The organism is Paenibacillus sp. FSL M7-0656 (genome assembly GCF_038003225.1).
Classification (GTDB): Bacteria; Bacillota; Bacilli; order Paenibacillales; family Paenibacillaceae; genus Paenibacillus; species Paenibacillus amylolyticus.
On sequence record NZ_JBBOOT010000001.1, the window covers coordinates 3,846,265 to 3,865,109 of the forward strand.

Consider the following 18,845-nt stretch of genomic DNA (forward strand, 5'->3'; position numbering starts at 1 on the left):
CTGCTTCCAACTGCGTGCTTGTTCAACAATTTAATATGCCACTGCGATCGCTTCGTTCTGCTGCTTCACACTCGGGTGGTCATAACCGTCCATTCGGCATATCCGCTCAGGGGTTACATAGAGTTGCACTCGCTCCCCTACGCGCGCCCTTTGGTTCATATAGGCTGTCCATATGCCCAGCCCTTCCATCTGCACTCGTACTTCATATCGTTCACCTACATAGCTGACACTAAGTACCGTCCCCGGATAACACAGATCGTCATGACCTGTTTTGTTCCAGGTGACATGCTCTGGACGCACCATCGATTGATTAGGCGTGAGCCAGTTGGACTTTCCGATAAACGAAGCGACATACGGATCACTTGGCGCCGAGTAGATCGTTTCCGGGCTTCCCTTTTGCAATATCCGCCCCTTCTGCATCACCACAATCTCATCCGACATCGACATCGCTTCAATCTGATCATGTGTGACGTACAGCGCAGTCAATCCCATGTCCCGAACCAGTGACATCATCTCAATCCGCATCTCTTCCCGGAGTACAGCATCCAGTGCACTCAGTGGCTCATCGAACAGGATCACACCAGGTCTAACCGCTACGGCTCTGGCAAAAGCAACCCGTTGCTGCTGTCCACCAGACAGCTGATGAGGATATCGGTCTTCCATGCCTTGCAGGCGAACCATGCCAAGCGCTTCGTTCACCTTTTGCCGCAGATCAGATTTCTGTTTTCCGGCCTTCAGGCCAAACGCTACATTTTCGTATACGGTCATATGCGGCCATAATGCAAAATCCTGAAACACCATGCCCAGATTACGCTTGTGTGTTGGTATATCAATCCGCTTCGCCGCAGAGTAGATACACTGACCATCTGCACGAATCTCCCCCGCGTCCGGCTGTTCCAGCCCGGCCAACATGCGGAGCAGTGTTGTTTTGCCACAGCCGGATGGGCCGAGCAGGGTCGTGAACTTTCCATGTTCAAGCGTTAGATCTGTCGGCAACAGTGCGGGTGTTTGATTAAATGATTTTTGAATTCCTGTTATCTCTAATTTCATAAGCATCCCTGCCTGTCTTCTGTTACTTGATCTCTTGCACTGTTCTCAGTCTAACGTCCGCTTTCGCGAGTTGTATGTCTTGTATGTAAAATTGGAATTAACTTTTTAGATGAATTCTGTTGATGTTCATAGATTAAATCTATAGTAGGTGAACTAAATTAATTTTCATGTTGTCGCTTCGATTACAGCACCATCTTCCGATCGCTGTTATCCCCAGATTTCTTATATTCCCTTTATGAAGGGAGAAATCCGGGGATAAAGGCGAAGCTTATGCTTCCGAAGCAGCTTTCTTCCAGAAAGCTTTTGGCTTCGCTTCTTCAGATTGGTTCTGTACTCTCCGTCTTTATGAAAAACATTAGATCATCTTATATATTGGGGCTAGTAGAAGTGAGAGGAGTGTCGGGACATTGAATCTGATCAAATTGCAAATTGTTGAACTGATCGACAAGCATCATCACATGACAAGCGTGGCCAAGTTACTGGGGATCAAGCAACCCACCGTTACATTTCATATGAAGTCATTGGAGGAAGAGATGGGCGTGCGATTATTCGAATCGCGTAGTGGAAAGACCTTTTTAACCGAAGCCGGACAGGCTTTGCTCCACTATTCTGTCAAAATCAATGCTCTGACCCAAGAGGCAAGGCGGGTAGTGAAGGAATATGACAGTCTCTATCGGGGCACCCTGCACATTGGAGCAAGCTATGTACCGGCTACATATTTGCTGCCTACCATACTCAACACCTTTTCTCAGGAATTCCCGGGCATCCGTATTGTCTTATCCGTCAAACCATCACCTGTTATTCGCGAGATGTTAATTCGTCATCAGATTGATCTGGGGGTGATCTCTTCCGAGCCATTTGTTGGACCCGCCCTGCAAGCTGAGACGCTGTGTGAAGATGACTTGGTATTGATCTGTTCTCCACAACATGAATTGGCCCAGAAGGATGCATTAACACCTGATCATATCGCACAGATTCCTTTTGCCTTACATGGCAATGAATCCAGTACACGGCGGCTAACCAATCAATGGCTTGCGCAACATGATATTCGTTTGCGGAGTACCGTGGAGATGGATTCCCTGGAAGCGATCAAACAGCTCGTGTTAATCGGGGGGCATGTCTCATTCATGTCTCGGATGGCGGTACAGTGGGAGGAACAGCACGGGCTCATTCAAGTTCTTCCAATTCCGGGAGAGCAGGCACCGCGCCATATCTATACGGTACATAACAAGGATCGCCACCCTTCCGTTCAGGTAAACCGCTTCAAAGAAGTGCTGCGAGAGGTGAGTCACGGCTTCCCCATTTTCCATGGCTGATTGCCCTGATCCGCTATAAACTATCGTTTACCATTCATCAAATCTATACAGGGTTAACGCAATGTGCGCTTCCCTTTAATCGCTTTCATATATTCAGGCGATAAAGTGAGTCTGTACGTTAATCCAGATTAGGAGAGTGATTGGTTTTGAAAAAGTGGAAAAAGGTAACCGCCTCATTGATGTTGAGCATCGTAACATTGGGAAGTGGAATGACATTTCTGGGAGCACCCCAGGCTTCAGCTGCTGCCAATGCCGTTCCTGCTTATGAAGTAAAGTTTCTGGCCAAGCCGGAACTTGTATTGAATACAGATGGGACACCACGCAGTGAAGTGATCCAGACACTCGGCCTAAATTCCACGCCAAGAAATATTAACGTAGAGTACTTCGACACCAATGCTCTCGGATTGGATCAACAAGGATGGAATGTTCGTTTTCGCAAAAAGGATGATAAAAATAACTACGAATTGACTTATAAAAAACGCTACCCTGTGATCAATGGCGATATCAACGCAGCGCTGACTCTGGCTAACCAAGAGGGATTTGACAAATCAGATGATAACTACGAGGCTGAGATTGATTGGGGATACGGCAAACAGACGCTGAGCTTCTCCAACACCAAAAAAGTCGATACCAAAGCGACAGGAGTCCAACTTCCTTCGCAGCAAGAAGCCTTGAACATGTTACTGGACAAGCTTCCGGGCAAATTGAAAAACTGGTCTGCCTCCAACTGGGGCAAGCAGCAATTGACTCAATCCCGTGCATATGGTCCAATCATATTCCAACGTTATGAAGGTACATGGAGTGGTCAAGAGCTTACACTCGAAGTATGGCCGATCCGTGACGCAGCAGGTACAGGTATTGAGAATATCGTAGAGGTTTCTTTCAAAACCGATGATGCTGTAGCCGTATCCGGACTGCGTACCCAACTGCTGCAGTTGCTGGAGAACAACAACTGGCTGATTCCTGCAGATGGCTTGAAAACACAGACGATTCTGGAAAGATACTAATCGCAAGCTCTAATTAAAAAGACAAGTTCCTCTTCCTGCGGACATCGTAGGAGAGGGGCTTGTCTTTTTTTGCGTAGTGAATTAAATGATCTGTTATTTAAGTAATTCTACGATTAACATCAGTTAAGATTTTCACTAATTATTCGCTCAACGGTTTAGATGATGGGAACTATGTATTGGCTATTTTCCAACTCGGTAACCTATTTCAATTCAAGTTATAGTGGAAAGTTACGCGGTTCAATGATCAGATTTCGCTATTTCATTTTCATATTATCATATGGACTTCTTATTTGAATGACAATATGCGATAATTGATAATTATTCTCAAATACATCATATGTAATGTTACTATCGTAAGTTAAGGAGGGATTCTGGTGACTTTGCAAGTCTTTCCACTGATATCTAACGGTGACCATACCCGTGACCTATATGCAAGATTCAAGACATCCGAAGTTCTCGATCAAGCGTCTTTTCTTGCCCCATTCGTATTAGCGGACTCACATCTTCTGCTCATCTGTACTGGTGGTGAAGCTGATATTCGTATTGGGCACAGGCTGAATCATGCCACACTCGGCAAGATGTATCTGATCCTGCCAGGAACAGCGATAGAATATACAACGGATGAGGTTCATCCTTTACAGGGCATCGCGATATATTTTGATATGTTGAAACCTCTCTCCGATATCAATAAAGCTACTTCCGGCTCTACTGTAAGGGAGATTTACCAAAAAGGGTTACTTCGTTCGTCTTATGCCGATGAGTTACCGCATGAACTTTTTCAGGAATGTACCAAAATTGCTTCACAGCTCCATGAGTGTATCTCTGTACCTCAAGAAAATCGTCCATTTCGTATTCAGACTTTGATGCATGAATTGTTAACCCATGTGTATGCTCCTCCCAAAGAAAGTGCAATAGGAGATTCCGAACACATCTCTGCTTTGGATCAAACGCTTGAACTTATTGAGCTTGGATATGCTGAGCATCTTTCTCGGGAAGTTCTTGCCGGAGTGGCAGGCATGAGTGTATGGCACTATTCGCGGGTATTCAAAAACAGCACTGGCATCAGTCCCATGGAATACGTGAATAGCATCCGCATGGACCGGGCCAAAGAGATGCTGCTCGTCCCCGGCCAAACCATCAAACATATCGCCTCACAGGTTGGTTTTCAGGACGAGTTTTACTTTAGTCGCAAATTCAAAAAATATGTTGGCGTGTCTCCCTCTACCTATCAACGACAGAAACGCAGTAAAATTGCCGCTCTCTCCTTCGGAACCACTGGCCATCTGCTAGCATTACAGATCATCCCCCATGCGGCATTGATCGATAACCGACGGGATCAACACAGGAATCTTTTTTTCTCCAATATCCCTTATCATCTGGGGCGTAGCAAACGAATGAATCCTCATATCTGGCAAACCAACGTTGAGTTGTTGATGCAAGCGAGCCCTGACCTCATACTCTGTAATGAGTACGAAGCCCATACGTTAAAAAGAACGCTGCAGCGAATTGCGCCTACCATCGTTATCCCATGGAAAGGATTGAGCTGGCGGGAACACTTCATACAAGTTGCCTCCATTGTGGGACAGCAACAAGATGCTCAGCATTGGTTGGAGCAGTACGATGACAAGGTAATCCAAGCCAAAGAGCAGCTTACTCATTTAATCGGTAAGGACACGGTCTCCATTATTCATATCATGATGGGTCATCTGTTAATCTACGGGCGACGCAATGGGGGCGCTGTTCTATATAACGACCTGGGCGTGGCGCCTTCACATGATCTGCTTCCAGGGCAAGTCTATCGTGCATTGGATGAACAGGAGTTGCCTCAAATGGTTGGAGATCGCATGTTACTGATTGTGGACCAGGACTCAGAATCCCAGCAACGTTGGCATAAACTACAACATACTCAGCAATGGCAAGATTTGATGCCTGTGCAGAACCAACATGTATATCTGCTAGATGAAATGCCGTGGTTGGATTATTCACCATATGCTCATGATCAGATCATCGATGAAACCCTGAAACTTTTTGGTGGAACTCAGCACATTAATCCATGACCGGATAGCACAGAAGGCTATGTCTCCCCCAACATGAGACCGCTACAATATAAAGTGTACTGAGAATCAATATCATTAGAAACACAGGGGGATTATGATGTACAAACAGCAATATGTCAAAATAACGGGGATCCTGTTCATACTCGCGATGTTACTTGTTGCGTGTGGACAGACACCTGCAAGCACTTCGCAGCCATCTGCAGATGGCGTAAAATCAGCTGCGGGGACAGATGGGGACTCATCCACTGAATCAGCTACTAAGACCGTGGAAAGCGCCAGTGGCAGCAAAGAAATCCCGGCACATCCCGAACGGATTGTGTCCATTAATATGGAGGACATTCTCCTCTCCTTGGAGGTACCACTGGTACTTGCTACACCTATTGGTCGGCAAGATTACCTGAATGAGCAACTTGAAGCTCAAGGCGTGGATGTCGAACCCATCAATGAAAGTGTCAATTTTGAAGCTGTAGTCAGCGCCAATCCGGACCTCATTATTGCCAATGCCAGTTTGGATGCCAAAATTCTCGAACAACTCGAGAAGATCGCGCCTACGATCACTTATGATCGCCGTAATTGGCAGGAATCTATCGTGCAGGTAGCTACTGCGCTGGATATTGAAGAGCGGGCTGAACAGCTTTTACAAAAAAATAAAGACCAAGTAACTGAAGCTCAGCAGCTCGCAGCCGATATCACCAAGACCAAACCTACAGCTGCATTCCTGCGCCTGGAAGAGAAGGATATGCGTTTGTTCTTCTCTTCCATTCCATCCACGCCATTTCCAGCTTCCAGTTATGTAGGAGCGGGTTATGAGGTTGGATTCACTCCCGATGCTCTCGTTACCAAACTCGAGGCAGAGAATCCGGATCGGATGAATGCCAGTATCTCGGTAGAGCTTTTGCCTGAAATCAAAGCAGGCTATCTGTTTATCGTGTCCATTAGCTCAGATGGGTCAGCTGAAGCGTTGCAAAAAACAAAAGATGAACTCAATGAAATCCAGCAACTCCAAGTATGGAAAAGCCTACCCGCTGTCCAAAATGGTCATGTCTATGTCCTCAATGCTAAGAAATGGCTCATTGACGGCCCCATTGCCGAATCGCTCAAACGTAATGAAATGCTCGAAGTTCTTGGGCTACCTGCTCCATAATAGTCAATATACCTCTGTTTCATCCACAACAAACAAAAGGAGATTCACCGGATTTTCGGTGGATCTCCTTTTTATTTAATATTTCAAATGGCCTCATTCAGTTCTGTTTCATGAAAAATCATTCTACATGCTTAACAGCTAAATGTATTTCATGTACACCTTTCTCATCCTGCAATTAATTAGGGATAGGTAATCATCAAAATCATATATAACTTTCCGACTTTTAATATATTTTGAAATTTTGGGCTGTTTCAATCCCAAGTGCACTCTGGATAAACGTATTAGCCACTTTTTCTACAGGTACAGGATTAAATCCAATAAAGAAATTCTTATATTTCTCCGCAGACTCTACAAACAGATTAGGACTAACCGAATTCAAACGAATGCCTCTTGGTAACTCAAACGCTGCCGCTTTGGCAAACGAATCAATAGCCCCATTGACCATAGCACTTGATGCACCTTGCTCAATAGGGTGGTCTTGTATAATGCCACTGACCAGCGTGAAACTCCCCTTATCGTTAATATAGTGCTGTCCAATCAATACGATATTGACCTGTCCAAGCAGTTTACCCTGCACACTAATCATATTGTTCTCAGGTGTCAGTTCTTCAAGTTTCGCATAATGGGTCTGGCCCGCCGCCACAATGACGTAATCAATATTTCTCACCGTTTCGAAGAGGGTAGTAATACTCTCTGTCGACGTCATATCCACCTGAGCATCCCCGGATTGTCTACCTGCTGTAATAACCTCAACGGAATAATCTCTCAGTTTCGCAACAACGGCTTCACCTAATGTTCCGTTTCCACCAATGACCAGAGCTCTTTTCATTACTGTTTGTCCTCCTTTATAAATAAATACGGTTAATCAGATAAGAATTGTTCTATTTATTTAAACAAAGATTCCATCCTTAATCAAATGACAATTGACCCTATTTTAAATAAATTACACTTATTCTTTTTAACACAAAAAAAGCCTTTGCTATAAGCAAAGACTCTTCTATATGTTACTCGGAAGCGGGTGATGGGAATCGAACCCACGCTATTAGCTTGGAAGGCTAAAGTTCTACCATTGAACTACACCCGCAAATAAAAAAAATCGGGATGACACGATTTGAACATGCGACCCCCTGGTCCCAAACCAGGTGCTCTACCAAGCTGAGCTACATCCCGATACTTATGAGAATAATGGCGCGCCCTGAGAGATTCGAACTCCCGGCCTTTTGATTCGTAGTCAAACGCTCTATCCAGCTGAGCTAAGGGCGCAAATATTGGAGCGGAAGACGGGAATCGAACCCGCGACCCTCGCCTTGGCAAGGCGATGCTCTACCGCTGAGCCACTTCCGCAAAACATATGGTGCGGTCGAGAGGACTCGAACCTCCACGGGGGTTAGCCCACACGGACCTGAACCGTGCGCGTCTGCCAATTCCGCCACGACCGCAAAATATAATGGTGAGTCATGAAGGGCTCGAACCTTCGACACCCTGATTAAAAGTCAGGTGCTCTACCAACTGAGCTAATGACTCGTAATGAAATGGCTGGGGATATAGGATTTGAACCTATGCATGACGGAGTCAAAGTCCGTTGCCTTACCGCTTGGCTAATCCCCATTAAAAAATCATGGGGCGATCGAGGGGAATTGAACCCCCGAATGCCGGATCCACAAACCGGTGCGTTAACCACTTCGCCACGACCGCCATAGAGTAAGCCATTCATCCACTAAGAGAATCTTAGTATTAACAATTTTACTTGTAATATACATTCTATCACAAATTCAGATGTAAATACTAAAAATGGTGCCGGCGAGAGGACTTGAACCCCCAACCTACTGATTACAAGTCAGTTGCTCTACCAGTTGAGCTACACCGGCACGGTGTATATTTAATTAAAAAATGGCGGAACCGACGGGATTCGAACCCGCGATCTCCTGCGTGACAGGCAGGCATGTTAGGCCAACTACACCACGGTTCCAGATCACTTTCTCAAGGAAAGTATAATTGCGGGGGCAGGATTTGAACCTGCGGCCTTCGGGTTATGAGCCCGACGAGCTACCGGGCTGCTCCACCCCGCGTCGTTATAAAGTTATATGGTGGAGGCTGAGGGGATCGAACCCCCGACCCTCTGCTTGTAAGGCAGATGCTCTCCCAGCTGAGCTAAGCCTCCATAATATGACCCGTAGGGGATTCGAACCCCTGTTACCTCCGTGAAAGGGAGGTGTCTTAACCCCTTGACCAACGGGCCTTGCTAAAAAATATCTGGCGGAGAGAGAGGGATTCGAACCCTCGAGACGCTTGTGACGCCTACACGATTTCCAATCGTGCTCCTTCGGCCAGCTCGGACACCTCTCCATATGGCTCCCCGAACAGGGCTCGAACCTGTGACAACTCGATTAACAGTCGAGTGCTCTACCAACTGAGCTATCAGGGAATGGTGGAGCCAAGCGGGATCGAACCGCTGACCTCCTGCTTGCAAGGCAGGCGCTCTCCCAGCTGAGCTATGGCCCCATACACTGTGTATTTCTTGTTGTGGTCTTGCTATGGGCCCTGGTGGACTCGAACCACCGGCCTCACCCTTATCAGAGGTGCGCTCTAACCAACTGAGCTAAGGGCCCTAATATATATCCCTTATTCCTTGGCAAGGGGGGCAAAAAAAATACCCCAAAGGGAAATCGCTTGGCGGCGTCCTACTCTCCCAGGACCCTGCGGTCCAAGTACCATCGGCGCTAGAGGGCTTAACGGTCGTGTTCGGGATGGGTACGTGTGGAACCCCTCCGCCATCGCCACCAAACGCGTAGCTTAGCTTACATTCAGAGATCATTCTCTGAAAACTAGATTCGAAACGAAACATGCGATTTACAACTTGCTATTGGATAAGCCCTCGACCGATTAGTACTGGTCAGCTCCATGCATTGCTGCACTTCCACCCCCAGCCTATCTACCTCGTCGTCTTCAAGGGGTCTTACATACTGGGAAATCTCATCTTGAGGGGGGCTTCACGCTTAGATGCTTTCAGCGTTTATCCCGTCCGTACATAGCTACCCAGCGGTGCTCCTGGCGGAACAACTGGTACACCAGCGGTACGTCCATCCCGGTCCTCTCGTACTAAGGACAGCTCCTCTCAAATTTCCTACGCCCACGACAGATAGGGACCGAACTGTCTCACGACGTTCTGAACCCAGCTCGCGTACCGCTTTAATGGGCGAACAGCCCAACCCTTGGGACCTACTTCAGCCCCAGGATGCGATGAGCCGACATCGAGGTGCCAAACCTCCCCGTCGATGTGGACTCTTGGGGGAGATAAGCCTGTTATCCCCAGGGTAGCTTTTATCCGTTGAGCGATGGCCCTTCCATGCGGTACCACCGGATCACTAAGCCCGACTTTCGTCCCTGCTCGACTTGTAGGTCTCGCAGTCAAGCTCCCTTATGCCTTTGCACTCTTCGAATGATTTCCAACCATTCTGAGGGAACCTTTGGGCGCCTCCGTTACTCTTTAGGAGGCGACCGCCCCAGTCAAACTGCCCACCTGACACTGTCCCCGCACCGGATTACGGTACCAGGTTAGAACCTAGATACGATCAGGGTGGTATCCCAACGTTGCCTCCATGCAAGCTGGCGCTCACACTTCAAAGGCTCCCACCTATCCTGTACAGATCGTACCCAAATTCAATATCAAGCTGCAGTAAAGCTCCATGGGGTCTTTCCGTCTTGTCGCGGGTAACCTGCATCTTCACAGGTATTAAAATTTCACCGGATCTCTCGTTGAGACAGCGCCCAAGTCGTTACGCCATTCGTGCGGGTCAGAATTTACCTGACAAGGAATTTCGCTACCTTAGGACCGTTATAGTTACGGCCGCCGTTTACTGGGGCTTCGGTTCACAGCTTCGGATTGCTCCTAACCACTCCCCTTAACCTTCCAGCACCGGGCAGGCGTCAGCCCGTATACTTCGCCTTACGGCTTCGCACAGACCTGTGTTTTTGCTAAACAGTCGCTTGGGCCTTTTCACTGCGGCCCCCTCGTGCTATTCACACTACCGGGGCACCCCTTCTCCCGAAGTTACGGGGTCATTTTGCCGAGTTCCTTAACGAGAGTTCTTCCGCGCGCCTTAGAATACTCTTCTCGCCTACCTGTGTCGGTTTGCGGTACGGGCACCATCACCTGGCTAGAGGCTTTTCTTGGCAGTGTGAGATCATGACCTTCGCTACTATAATTTTCGCTCCCCATCACAGCTCAGCCTTACAATGTGCGGATTTGCCTACACATCAGCCTTACTGCTTAGACGGACATCCATCAGTCCGCGTCACTACCCTACTGCGTCCCCCCATTGCTCATAACGGCTTACGGTGGTACAGGAATTTCGACCTGTTGTCCTTCGACTACGCCTTTCGGCCTCGCCTTAGGTCCCGACTTACCCTGAGCGGACGAGCCTTCCTCAGGAACCCTTAGGCTTTCGGCGGATCAGATTCTCACTGATCTTTTCGTTACTCATACCGGCATTCTCACTTGTATAATGTCCAGCGCTCCTTACGGTACACCTTCAACCCTTATACAACGCTCCCCTACCCCTGATGCAAAGCATCAAGCCATAGCTTCGGTGGTGTGTTTAGCCCCGTTACATTTTCGGCGCAGAGTCACTCGACCAGTGAGCTATTACGCACTCTTTCAATGATGGCTGCTTCTAAGCCAACATCCTGGTTGTCTGTGCAACTCCACATCCTTTCCCACTTAACACACACTTGGGGACCTTAGCTGATGGTCTGGGCTGTTTCCCTTTTGACAATGGATCTTAGCACTCACTGTCTGACTCCCGGAAGTAAGTCTATGGCATTCGGAGTTTGACTGAGCTTGGTAACCCTTGCGGGCCCCGCACCCAATCAGTGCTCTACCTCCACGACTCTGTTTTCCGAGGCTAGCCCTAAAGCTATTTCGGGGAGAACCAGCTATCTCCGAGTTCGATTGGAATTTCTCCGCTACCCCCACCTCATCCCCGCATTTTTCAACATGCGTGGGTTCGGGCCTCCAGTGCGTGTTACCGCACCTTCACCCTGGACAGGGGTAGATCACCCGGTTTCGGGTCTACGTCCACGTACTCAGTCGCCCTATTCAGACTCGCTTTCGCTGCGGCTCCGGCTCTTCACCTTAACCTTGCACGGGAACGTAACTCGCCGGTTCATTCTACAAAAGGCACGCCATCACCCCTAAAACGGGCTCTGACTTTTTGTAAGCACACGGTTTCAGGTTCTATTTCACTCCCCTTCCGGGGTGCTTTTCACCTTTCCCTCACGGTACTGCTTCACTATCGGTCGCTAGGAAGTATTTAGCCTTGGCAGATGGTCCTGCCGGATTCATACGGGGTTTCACGTGCCCCGCACTACTCGGGATCCGTCTCGGAGGGAACCAACTTTCAACTACAGGGCTTTTACCTTCTTTGGCGGGCCTTTCCAGACCTCTTCGCTTAACCGGTTCCTTTGTAACTCCATGTGAGACGTCCCACAACCCCAAAGAGCAAGCTCTCTGGTTTGGGCTTCTCCGCGTTCGCTCGCCGCTACTGACGGAATCACTATTGTTTTCTCTTCCTCAGGGTACTTAGATGTTTCAGTTCCCCTGGTATGCCTCTGCATAACCTATGTATTCAGTTATGAGTAACTGGAAATTACCCCAGCTGGGTTTCCCCATTCGGACACCCCCGGATCAAAGCTTGCTTACAGCTCCCCGAGGCAGTTTCGTTGTTCGCCACGTCCTTCATCGGCTCCTAGCGCCTAGGCATCCTCCGTGTGCTCTTAGTAGCTTAACCATTTTGTTCCGGTTTCGGTCGCTCGCTTCCCTTGTTTTGCTTGCGCAAAGCCAAAAGTCGCTCTCACCCGATACCATCACAAAAGCAATTTGACTACCGTTTTTATTGAAACTTGTTTAACACAAGTTCAGCTAAAAAGGAATGTTCTAATTCGCGTTTGTTTCGTTTCGATATCTAGTTTTCAAAGAACAAGCTCCATGCAAAAGCAAGCTGTTTGAGAGTTTGAGCTCTCAAAACTGAGCAACGAGTGAGTAGTTTGTGCAGATCTAGTCTGCTATTTGAATGTTTCCGTTGCAGGAAACGATTCTCCATAGAAAGGAGGTGATCCAGCCGCACCTTCCGATACGGCTACCTTGTTACGACTTCACCCCAATCATCTATCCCACCTTCGGCGGCTGGCTCCTTGCGGTTACCCCACCGACTTCGGGTGTTATAAACTCTCGTGGTGTGACGGGCGGTGTGTACAAGACCCGGGAACGTATTCACCGCGGCATGCTGATCCGCGATTACTAGCAATTCCGACTTCATGCAGGCGAGTTGCAGCCTGCAATCCGAACTGAGACCGGCTTTGTTGGGATTGGCTCCATCTCGCGATTTCGCAGCCCGTTGTACCGGCCATTGTAGTACGTGTGTAGCCCAGGTCATAAGGGGCATGATGATTTGACGTCATCCCCACCTTCCTCCGGTTTGTCACCGGCAGTCTATCTAGAGTGCCCACCCGAAGTGCTGGCAACTAAATATAAGGGTTGCGCTCGTTGCGGGACTTAACCCAACATCTCACGACACGAGCTGACGACAACCATGCACCACCTGTCTCCTCTGTCCCGAAGGAAAGATACATCTCTGCATCGATCAGAGGGATGTCAAGACCTGGTAAGGTTCTTCGCGTTGCTTCGAATTAAACCACATACTCCACTGCTTGTGCGGGTCCCCGTCAATTCCTTTGAGTTTCAGTCTTGCGACCGTACTCCCCAGGCGGAGTGCTTAATGTGTTAACTTCGGCACCAAGGGTATCGAAACCCCTAACACCTAGCACTCATCGTTTACGGCGTGGACTACCAGGGTATCTAATCCTGTTTGCTCCCCACGCTTTCGCGCCTCAGCGTCAGTTACAGCCCAGAGAGTCGCCTTCGCCACTGGTGTTCCTCCACATATCTACGCATTTCACCGCTACACGTGGAATTCCACTCTCCTCTTCTGCACTCAAGTCACCCAGTTTCCAGTGCGATCCGGGGTTGAGCCCCGGGATTAAACACCAGACTTAAATGACCGCCTGCGCGCGCTTTACGCCCAATAATTCCGGACAACGCTTGCCCCCTACGTATTACCGCGGCTGCTGGCACGTAGTTAGCCGGGGCTTTCTTCTCAGGTACCGTCACCTTGAGAGCAGTTACTCTCCCAAGCGTTCTTCCCTGGCAACAGAGCTTTACGATCCGAAAACCTTCATCACTCACGCGGCATTGCTCCGTCAGGCTTTCGCCCATTGCGGAAGATTCCCTACTGCTGCCTCCCGTAGGAGTCTGGGCCGTGTCTCAGTCCCAGTGTGGCCGATCACCCTCTCAGGTCGGCTACGCATCGTCGCCTTGGTGAGCCGTTACCTCACCAACTAGCTAATGCGCCGCAGGCCCATCCCCAAGTGACAGATTGCTCCGTCTTTCCAGTTTCCTTCAGGCGAAGAAAACAACTATTCGGTATTAGCTACCGTTTCCGGTAGTTGTCCCAAACTTGAGGGCAGGTTGCCTACGTGTTACTCACCCGTCCGCCGCTAACCATCCGAGAAGCAAGCTTCTCTTCAAGTCCGCTCGACTTGCATGTATTAGGCATGCCGCCAGCGTTCGTCCTGAGCCAGGATCAAACTCTCCAATAAAGTATTGAAAAGAGCGATAAGCTCATTTTGAATCTGACGAGATTAAAAATCTCATTTGTGCTCCAGTCGATCCAAGCCAAGGCTTGTCTCAAACTTTTGCGTTCATTCTGCAAGCAGAATGTTCACTCACTCGTTGTTCAGTTTTCAAAGATCAAACTCGTTTCGTTACCGAATGTTTTTCTCTTCAGCAACTCTTATATAATATCATGTCCGAACCAACTTTGCAAGCTCTTTTTTTAAGTTTCTTTCGAAGCTTATTTCAATCGCTTGCCGCACCATGTAAACCGTGTTTTCTTGGCCGGAATTAGAATATATCATGTACAGATTTCAATTGCAAGTCTTTTTTCAAAAATGATAATCAACCCACATCATCAGCACAATATGTAATCTGACGCTCCTGTATTATAGAAATCACTCTCAGCATCCTTATTACGGCGCTTCTAATATACATATCCATTAAACATAACCAGGGAAGCCACTTCCACTGCGATTGCAGTGAACAATTGATTGTGACTAGCCCTAGTTTTCGGAGATCTCAGTTTTCTTTCCTTCTATAATAGATAAGAAAGTATATTCCTTGGGCACAGCTTACACATTCCGTTTCACTTCTCAGTGATTACAATATGCGCTTACCAAGTAACGAAGCGATCAGTTCCACACCAAGTCGTGCCGTATGTCTATTATGATCAAACAACGGATTCACCTCAACCAGTTCCATCGACGTAACTTGATTTGTGGAAGCAAGTATCTCCAATGCATAATGTGCCTCTCGGTAATTCAGACCACCAGGTACTGGGGTTCCCACACCCGGAGCTTCCCGCGGATCCAGACAATCCATGTCGAAGCTGACATGAATACCATCTGTCCCTTTTCCCGCTGTAGCTATTGCTTCCTCAATAACTTTCTTTATTCCCATCCGGTCAATATCATGCATCGTAAATGCTCGGATTCCCAGCCCCTTAATCTGCTCTTTCTCATACTCATCCAGATCACGCAAACCAATATAGACTAAGTTGGAAGGATCAATAAACGCGCCTGCTCCAGTAATGTGCGACAGATTGAATGCAGTATGCCCCAATGATGCAGCCACACTCATCCCATGCATATTACCGGACAAGCTGCGTTCTTCCGTATTCAAGTCTGCATGCGCATCAAACCAGATCACACCCAAATTCGAATAATGTGCTGTTAGCCCGGCAAAAGTACCAATCGCTACACTATGATCTCCCCCAAGCACAAGTGGGAATGCACCCTCCTCTACTGCGCCTGATACTTCACTACACACCTTCTGACTGACCTGACGTACCTCATTTAAATGTTTTACACGATTTCGCTCAATAGGGGCAGCCGGTTCAGAAGGACAATCTACCCGCACTTCTTTGGAAAGCACTAGCCCAAGACTCGTAATCTCCCGCTTCAGTCCAGCTGTAATCAATTCATCAGGCCCCAACTCTGCTCCACCTCTTGCTCCACCAAGTCCAAAAGGAACCTTAATGATAGCAATATTACGTTGCACAGATGTTTGACTTGTATCAATAGAAGTATCTTTTATTCCACCGTGTACATCATCATCATTTTTCATGTAGGTCAGCTCCCTCATTGGTGATCAATACCTGCTCAATTCTCTCCAGTGCCCAGTCAATCTCGGACTCTTTAATCGTCAGTGGTGGAGCAAATCGAATGGTTGTCTCATGGGTTTCTTTACACAGCAGTCCAGTAGACATCAACCGCTCACAATAAGGACGGGCTGGTTCATGCAGTTCAACACCAATAAATAAACCTTTCCCCCGAATATCCCGTATGGCTGAACTGCGAATATCTCGAAGTCTTTTCATAAAATAGTTCCCTAGACGCTCCGACCGCTCGGCAAGCTTCTCATCTTCAAGAACTTTCAGAGCTGCTATAGCTACGGCGCAGGCGAGTGGGTTACCCCCAAACGTAGAACCATGAGACCCCGGCTCAAACAAATCAAGTATCTGCGCATCAGCAGCGATAGCCGAGATGGGCATGACTCCTCCCCCCAGCGCTTTGCCCATAACCCAGATGTCTGGTTCAACCCCTTCCCAGTCGGAGGCAAAACGGCGACCTGTTCTGCCAAATCCGGTCTGGATCTCATCAGATACAGTCAACACCTGCTGGCTCTTACACAGAGCAAAAGCTTCTGCCAAATATCCATCAGGCGGGATAACGATTCCAGCTTCGCCCTGAATAGGCTCTATAAGAAAACCAGCCGTATTTGGTGTAATGGCCTTTTTCAGCGCTTCTATATCTCCATAGGGAATAATCCGGAATCCAGGTGTGAACGGTCCAAAATCTTTTTTATACTCCGCTGAAGAAGAAAAGGACGTAACCGTCAGAGTTCTTCCATGAAAGTTACCAGAGCATACGATGATTTCGGCTTGATTTTCCGGTACACCTTTGCAACGATAAGCCCATCTACGTACCGCCTTCACCGCAGTCTCCACCGCTTCCGCTCCTGTATTCATGGCGAGAATCTTCGATTTCCCCGTGAATTGTGAGAGTTTCTGATAAAAAAGAGAAGCGGAGCTGCTGTGGAATGCCCGTGATGTCAGCGTAACCTGATCTGCCTGATCCTTGAGCGCCTGTATGATCAAAGGATGTCTATGACCATGATTCAATGCAGAGTATGCACTTAACATATCCATATAACGGCGGCCTTCAGGGTCTTCCACCCATACCCCTTCCGCCTGTTCAATAACAATAGGGAGCGGATGATAATTAGGTGCAGCATAACGCTCCGACCAATCAATTAACATTTTGGAATCTGACATACACACCCAACACCTTTCCAAAATATTGTATACAAAATACAATAACAATGTATGCGATGCCATCGCCATTTACGACTACATCTCTCTTTTTCCACTCCAGCCTAATCCAAGCCTTTCTCGAATCCAATCCTTTATCCATAGTTAGCGAGAAGTAGAAAGTCTACGTTCCAACCAAGAGAGTAAATTAGCCAGTGTAAATGTGATTATAAAATAGAGGCCGGCGGCAATAAGCAACGGAGCAAGCGGCTGGAACGTAACACCCTGAATCGTTCTGGCCGTGTATATAATCTCGGCTATGCCGATCATGGAGACAAGCGAAGAATCTTTAATGATAATAATGAATTCATTACCGATGGCTGGAAGCATGTTACGAAAAGCCTGCGGCAGTATAATATAACGAAGTGTCATACCATTTGTCATACCAAGGGAGCGCGAAGCTTCGGTCTGTCCTTTATCAATCGCTTGAATCCCGGCCCTGAACACCTCTGCCATATAAGCCGAGCTATTCATCGTCAGAGCTACCACCCCCGACATAAATGCCGGCAAGTTCACACCTACAACCGTCAGACCATAATGAATAATAAGAATCTGTACGAGCATTGGCGTTCCTCGAATGAGTTCAATATACGCCGATGCCACAAATTTAATTGGCCATATTCGGGATATTCGTATTAGCGCCATGATTACACCCAGCAACGTACCAAACAATACACCGAAGAAGGAAAGTTCAAGCGTGACCCACGCACTTCGTGCATAATCCTGCCAATGTTCTAATAGAAAGGAAAAATCTAAATTCACGGCATATCCCTCACTCGTCCGGTTTATTCGCCGAGCATCTCATTCGCTTCAACGACGAACCGTTCAATATCTCCGTTCGTTTTGAGCTTTTCCAATGTAGTGTTGATCTGATCCAGCAGCTTCTGATTACCTTTCTTCACCGCGATGGCCGAACCACCCTCGTCTTCAGCCTGTTCAACCTCCACACCTGCAATAACAAGCCCCTCTTGGTTCTTCACATACTGTTCAGCCACCGGCTTCTCCAGGATGAGCGCGTCTACACGCCCCGTCTGCAACTCCAGAATCAGTTCAGGTATTTTGGCCAGAGAAGTGAGCTTTGCTCCCTCTATTTCCTGAGCAATCCCTTCCTGAATGGAACTCTTTTGTACACCAACCTGCTTGCCTGATAGATCATTCACAGACTTTAATGCCGTACCTTCCCCATCTCTAACAAGTACAGCCTGCTCTGCATAATAGTAGATATCCGTAAAATCAACGTTCTTCTTTCGTTCCTCGGTAGGGGTTAAGCCTGATATTACAAAATCAACCTTATCTGTACCGAGGGCCATAAGAAGGCCATCAAAGTCCATGTCCTCAATCTTCAGCTCGGCTCCCAGATCAGCCGCAATTGCTTTGGCAATCTCGATGTCAAAACCTACAATGGTATCTTTACCATCAATTTTCTTATGAAATTCATAGGGTGCATAGTCCGCACTGGTTCCAAGTACAATGACTTCCTTTTCCGCAGAGCTACTGCCCGAAGACGAAGTAGCGTCTGATCCGGTTCCTGTCGTTTTTTCCTGCCCACATGCGGACATGAATACAACCACTAACAACAGCATCATTGGCAAAAGCACTTTTTTCACACATCATACCCCTATTCTTTTTTTTGAATAAGTAACATAATGGTTTGTATACAATATACATAAGACAATATATGGACTTATATGTAAGTAATACTAACAAACATTCTGGTTTATCACAATCATTATTTAAACATTTATACGCTTTAATTCCATAAAATGTGATATATATAACATAGAATT

General features: G+C 47.6%; 10 protein-coding genes, 17 tRNA genes and 3 rRNA genes. 4 read left to right on the forward strand and 26 right to left on the reverse strand.

The window, feature by feature from the left end:
• Positions 1-30: 30 nt before the first annotated feature.
• Positions 31-1,050, reverse strand: coding sequence for an ABC transporter ATP-binding protein (locus MHI01_RS16935; RefSeq protein WP_340983690.1), 1,020 nt, complete (start codon positions 1,048-1,050; stop codon positions 31-33).
• A gap of 407 nt (positions 1,051-1,457) precedes the next feature.
• Here MHI01_RS16935 and MHI01_RS16940 point away from each other — a divergent pair, with 407 nt between their 5' ends.
• The 4 genes from MHI01_RS16940 (at position 1,458) to MHI01_RS16955 (ending at position 6,574) form a co-directional block, all read left to right on the forward strand.
• On the forward strand, positions 1,458-2,366 hold the full coding sequence (locus tag MHI01_RS16940) for a LysR family transcriptional regulator (protein WP_340983691.1): 909 nt from the start codon (positions 1,458-1,460) through the stop codon (positions 2,364-2,366).
• 146 nt (positions 2,367-2,512) lie between these two features.
• Positions 2,513-3,373: a hypothetical protein gene (locus tag MHI01_RS16945; protein ID WP_340983692.1), complete on the forward strand. Its 861-nt coding sequence runs from the start codon at positions 2,513-2,515 to the stop codon at positions 3,371-3,373.
• A gap of 374 nt (positions 3,374-3,747) precedes the next feature.
• Complete coding sequence (locus tag MHI01_RS16950; RefSeq protein WP_340983693.1) at positions 3,748-5,430, forward strand: AraC family transcriptional regulator; 1,683 nt, start codon at positions 3,748-3,750, stop codon at positions 5,428-5,430.
• Positions 5,431-5,527: 97 nt separating this feature from the next.
• Positions 5,528-6,574, forward strand: a complete 1,047-nt coding sequence (locus tag MHI01_RS16955) for an ABC transporter substrate-binding protein (RefSeq protein WP_340983694.1) — start codon at positions 5,528-5,530, stop codon at positions 6,572-6,574.
• 223 nt (positions 6,575-6,797) lie between these two features.
• Here the strand turns inward: MHI01_RS16955 and MHI01_RS16960 are convergent, their stop codons facing one another.
• The 25 genes from MHI01_RS16960 to MHI01_RS17080 all read right to left on the reverse strand — a co-directional run bounded on the left by MHI01_RS16960 (position 6,798) and on the right by MHI01_RS17080 (position 18,665).
• Entirely contained in the window at positions 6,798-7,403 is a 606-nt protein-coding gene (locus MHI01_RS16960; RefSeq protein WP_340983695.1) for a short chain dehydrogenase, read from the reverse strand.
• Positions 7,404-7,587: 184 nt separating this feature from the next.
• Positions 7,588-7,658: transfer RNA gene (locus MHI01_RS16965), tRNA-Gly, on the reverse strand.
• Between the two features lie 12 nt (positions 7,659-7,670).
• A tRNA-Pro gene (locus tag MHI01_RS16970) sits at positions 7,671-7,744 on the reverse strand.
• Between the two features lie 16 nt (positions 7,745-7,760).
• Positions 7,761-7,837: transfer RNA gene (locus MHI01_RS16975), tRNA-Arg, on the reverse strand.
• 6 nt (positions 7,838-7,843) lie between these two features.
• Positions 7,844-7,918, reverse strand: a tRNA-Gly gene (locus MHI01_RS16980).
• Between the two features lie 8 nt (positions 7,919-7,926).
• Positions 7,927-8,013 (reverse strand) — tRNA-Leu (locus tag MHI01_RS16985).
• 9 nt (positions 8,014-8,022) lie between these two features.
• Positions 8,023-8,098 (reverse strand) — tRNA-Lys (locus MHI01_RS16990).
• Between the two features lie 9 nt (positions 8,099-8,107).
• Positions 8,108-8,182: transfer RNA gene (locus MHI01_RS16995), tRNA-Gln, on the reverse strand.
• A gap of 11 nt (positions 8,183-8,193) precedes the next feature.
• Positions 8,194-8,269, reverse strand: a tRNA-His gene (locus tag MHI01_RS17000).
• Positions 8,270-8,366: 97 nt separating this feature from the next.
• A tRNA-Thr gene (locus MHI01_RS17005) sits at positions 8,367-8,442 on the reverse strand.
• A gap of 23 nt (positions 8,443-8,465) precedes the next feature.
• Positions 8,466-8,543, reverse strand: a tRNA-Asp gene (locus tag MHI01_RS17010).
• A gap of 26 nt (positions 8,544-8,569) precedes the next feature.
• A tRNA-Met gene (locus tag MHI01_RS17015) sits at positions 8,570-8,643 on the reverse strand.
• Between the two features lie 16 nt (positions 8,644-8,659).
• A tRNA-Val gene (locus MHI01_RS17020) sits at positions 8,660-8,735 on the reverse strand.
• A 6-nt stretch (positions 8,736-8,741) separates the two neighbouring features.
• A tRNA-Glu gene (locus MHI01_RS17025) sits at positions 8,742-8,813 on the reverse strand.
• A 15-nt stretch (positions 8,814-8,828) separates the two neighbouring features.
• Positions 8,829-8,920: transfer RNA gene (locus tag MHI01_RS17030), tRNA-Ser, on the reverse strand.
• A gap of 3 nt (positions 8,921-8,923) precedes the next feature.
• A tRNA-Asn gene (locus MHI01_RS17035) sits at positions 8,924-8,999 on the reverse strand.
• Position 9,000: 1 nt separating this feature from the next.
• Positions 9,001-9,076, reverse strand: a tRNA-Ala gene (locus MHI01_RS17040).
• A 33-nt stretch (positions 9,077-9,109) separates the two neighbouring features.
• A tRNA-Ile gene (locus MHI01_RS17045) sits at positions 9,110-9,183 on the reverse strand.
• Positions 9,184-9,242: 59 nt separating this feature from the next.
• Positions 9,243-9,359, reverse strand: a 5S ribosomal RNA gene (gene rrf / locus MHI01_RS17050).
• Positions 9,360-9,437: 78 nt separating this feature from the next.
• Positions 9,438-12,363, reverse strand: a 23S ribosomal RNA gene (locus MHI01_RS17055).
• Positions 12,364-12,677: 314 nt separating this feature from the next.
• Positions 12,678-14,230, reverse strand: a 16S ribosomal RNA gene (locus MHI01_RS17060).
• Together the 16S, 23S and 5S rRNA genes with 17 tRNA genes alongside form the textbook arrangement of a ribosomal RNA operon.
• A 616-nt stretch (positions 14,231-14,846) precedes the next feature.
• Positions 14,847-15,812: an arginase gene (rocF, locus tag MHI01_RS17065; RefSeq protein ID WP_340983696.1), complete on the reverse strand. Its 966-nt coding sequence runs from the start codon at positions 15,810-15,812 to the stop codon at positions 14,847-14,849.
• Positions 15,802-17,022 carry an ornithine--oxo-acid transaminase gene (locus MHI01_RS17070; protein ID WP_340983697.1) on the reverse strand — a complete coding sequence of 407 codons (1,221 nt, stop codon included), beginning with the start codon at positions 17,020-17,022 and terminating at the stop codon, positions 15,802-15,804. Before MHI01_RS17070 ends, rocF begins: the two co-directional genes overlap by 11 nt.
• Before the next feature lie 141 nt (positions 17,023-17,163).
• The gene (locus tag MHI01_RS17075) at positions 17,164-17,820 is read right to left on the reverse strand and encodes an amino acid ABC transporter permease (RefSeq protein ID WP_340983698.1); all 657 of its coding nucleotides are present in this window, start codon (positions 17,818-17,820) and stop codon (positions 17,164-17,166) included.
• Between the two features lie 23 nt (positions 17,821-17,843).
• Entirely contained in the window at positions 17,844-18,665 is an 822-nt protein-coding gene (locus tag MHI01_RS17080) for a transporter substrate-binding domain-containing protein (RefSeq protein ID WP_315371175.1), read from the reverse strand.
• Positions 18,666-18,845 lie beyond the last annotated feature (180 nt).

What these genes read in the sequence shown, in the direction of transcription:
- MHI01_RS16960 (WP_340983695.1), bottom strand. Translation starts at nt 7,403, where the DNA reads ATGAAAAGAGCTCTGGTCATTGGTGGAAACGGAACATTAGGTGAAGCC.
- rocF (WP_340983696.1), bottom strand. Translation starts at nt 15,812, where the DNA reads ATGAAAAATGATGATGATGTACACGGTGGAATAAAAGATACTTCTATT.
- MHI01_RS16935 (WP_340983690.1), bottom strand. Translation starts at nt 1,050, where the DNA reads ATGAAATTAGAGATAACAGGAATTCAAAAATCATTTAATCAAACACCC.
- MHI01_RS16955 (WP_340983694.1), top strand. Translation starts at nt 5,528, where the DNA reads ATGTACAAACAGCAATATGTCAAAATAACGGGGATCCTGTTCATACTC.
- MHI01_RS17070 (WP_340983697.1), bottom strand. Translation starts at nt 17,022, where the DNA reads ATGTCAGATTCCAAAATGTTAATTGATTGGTCGGAGCGTTATGCTGCA.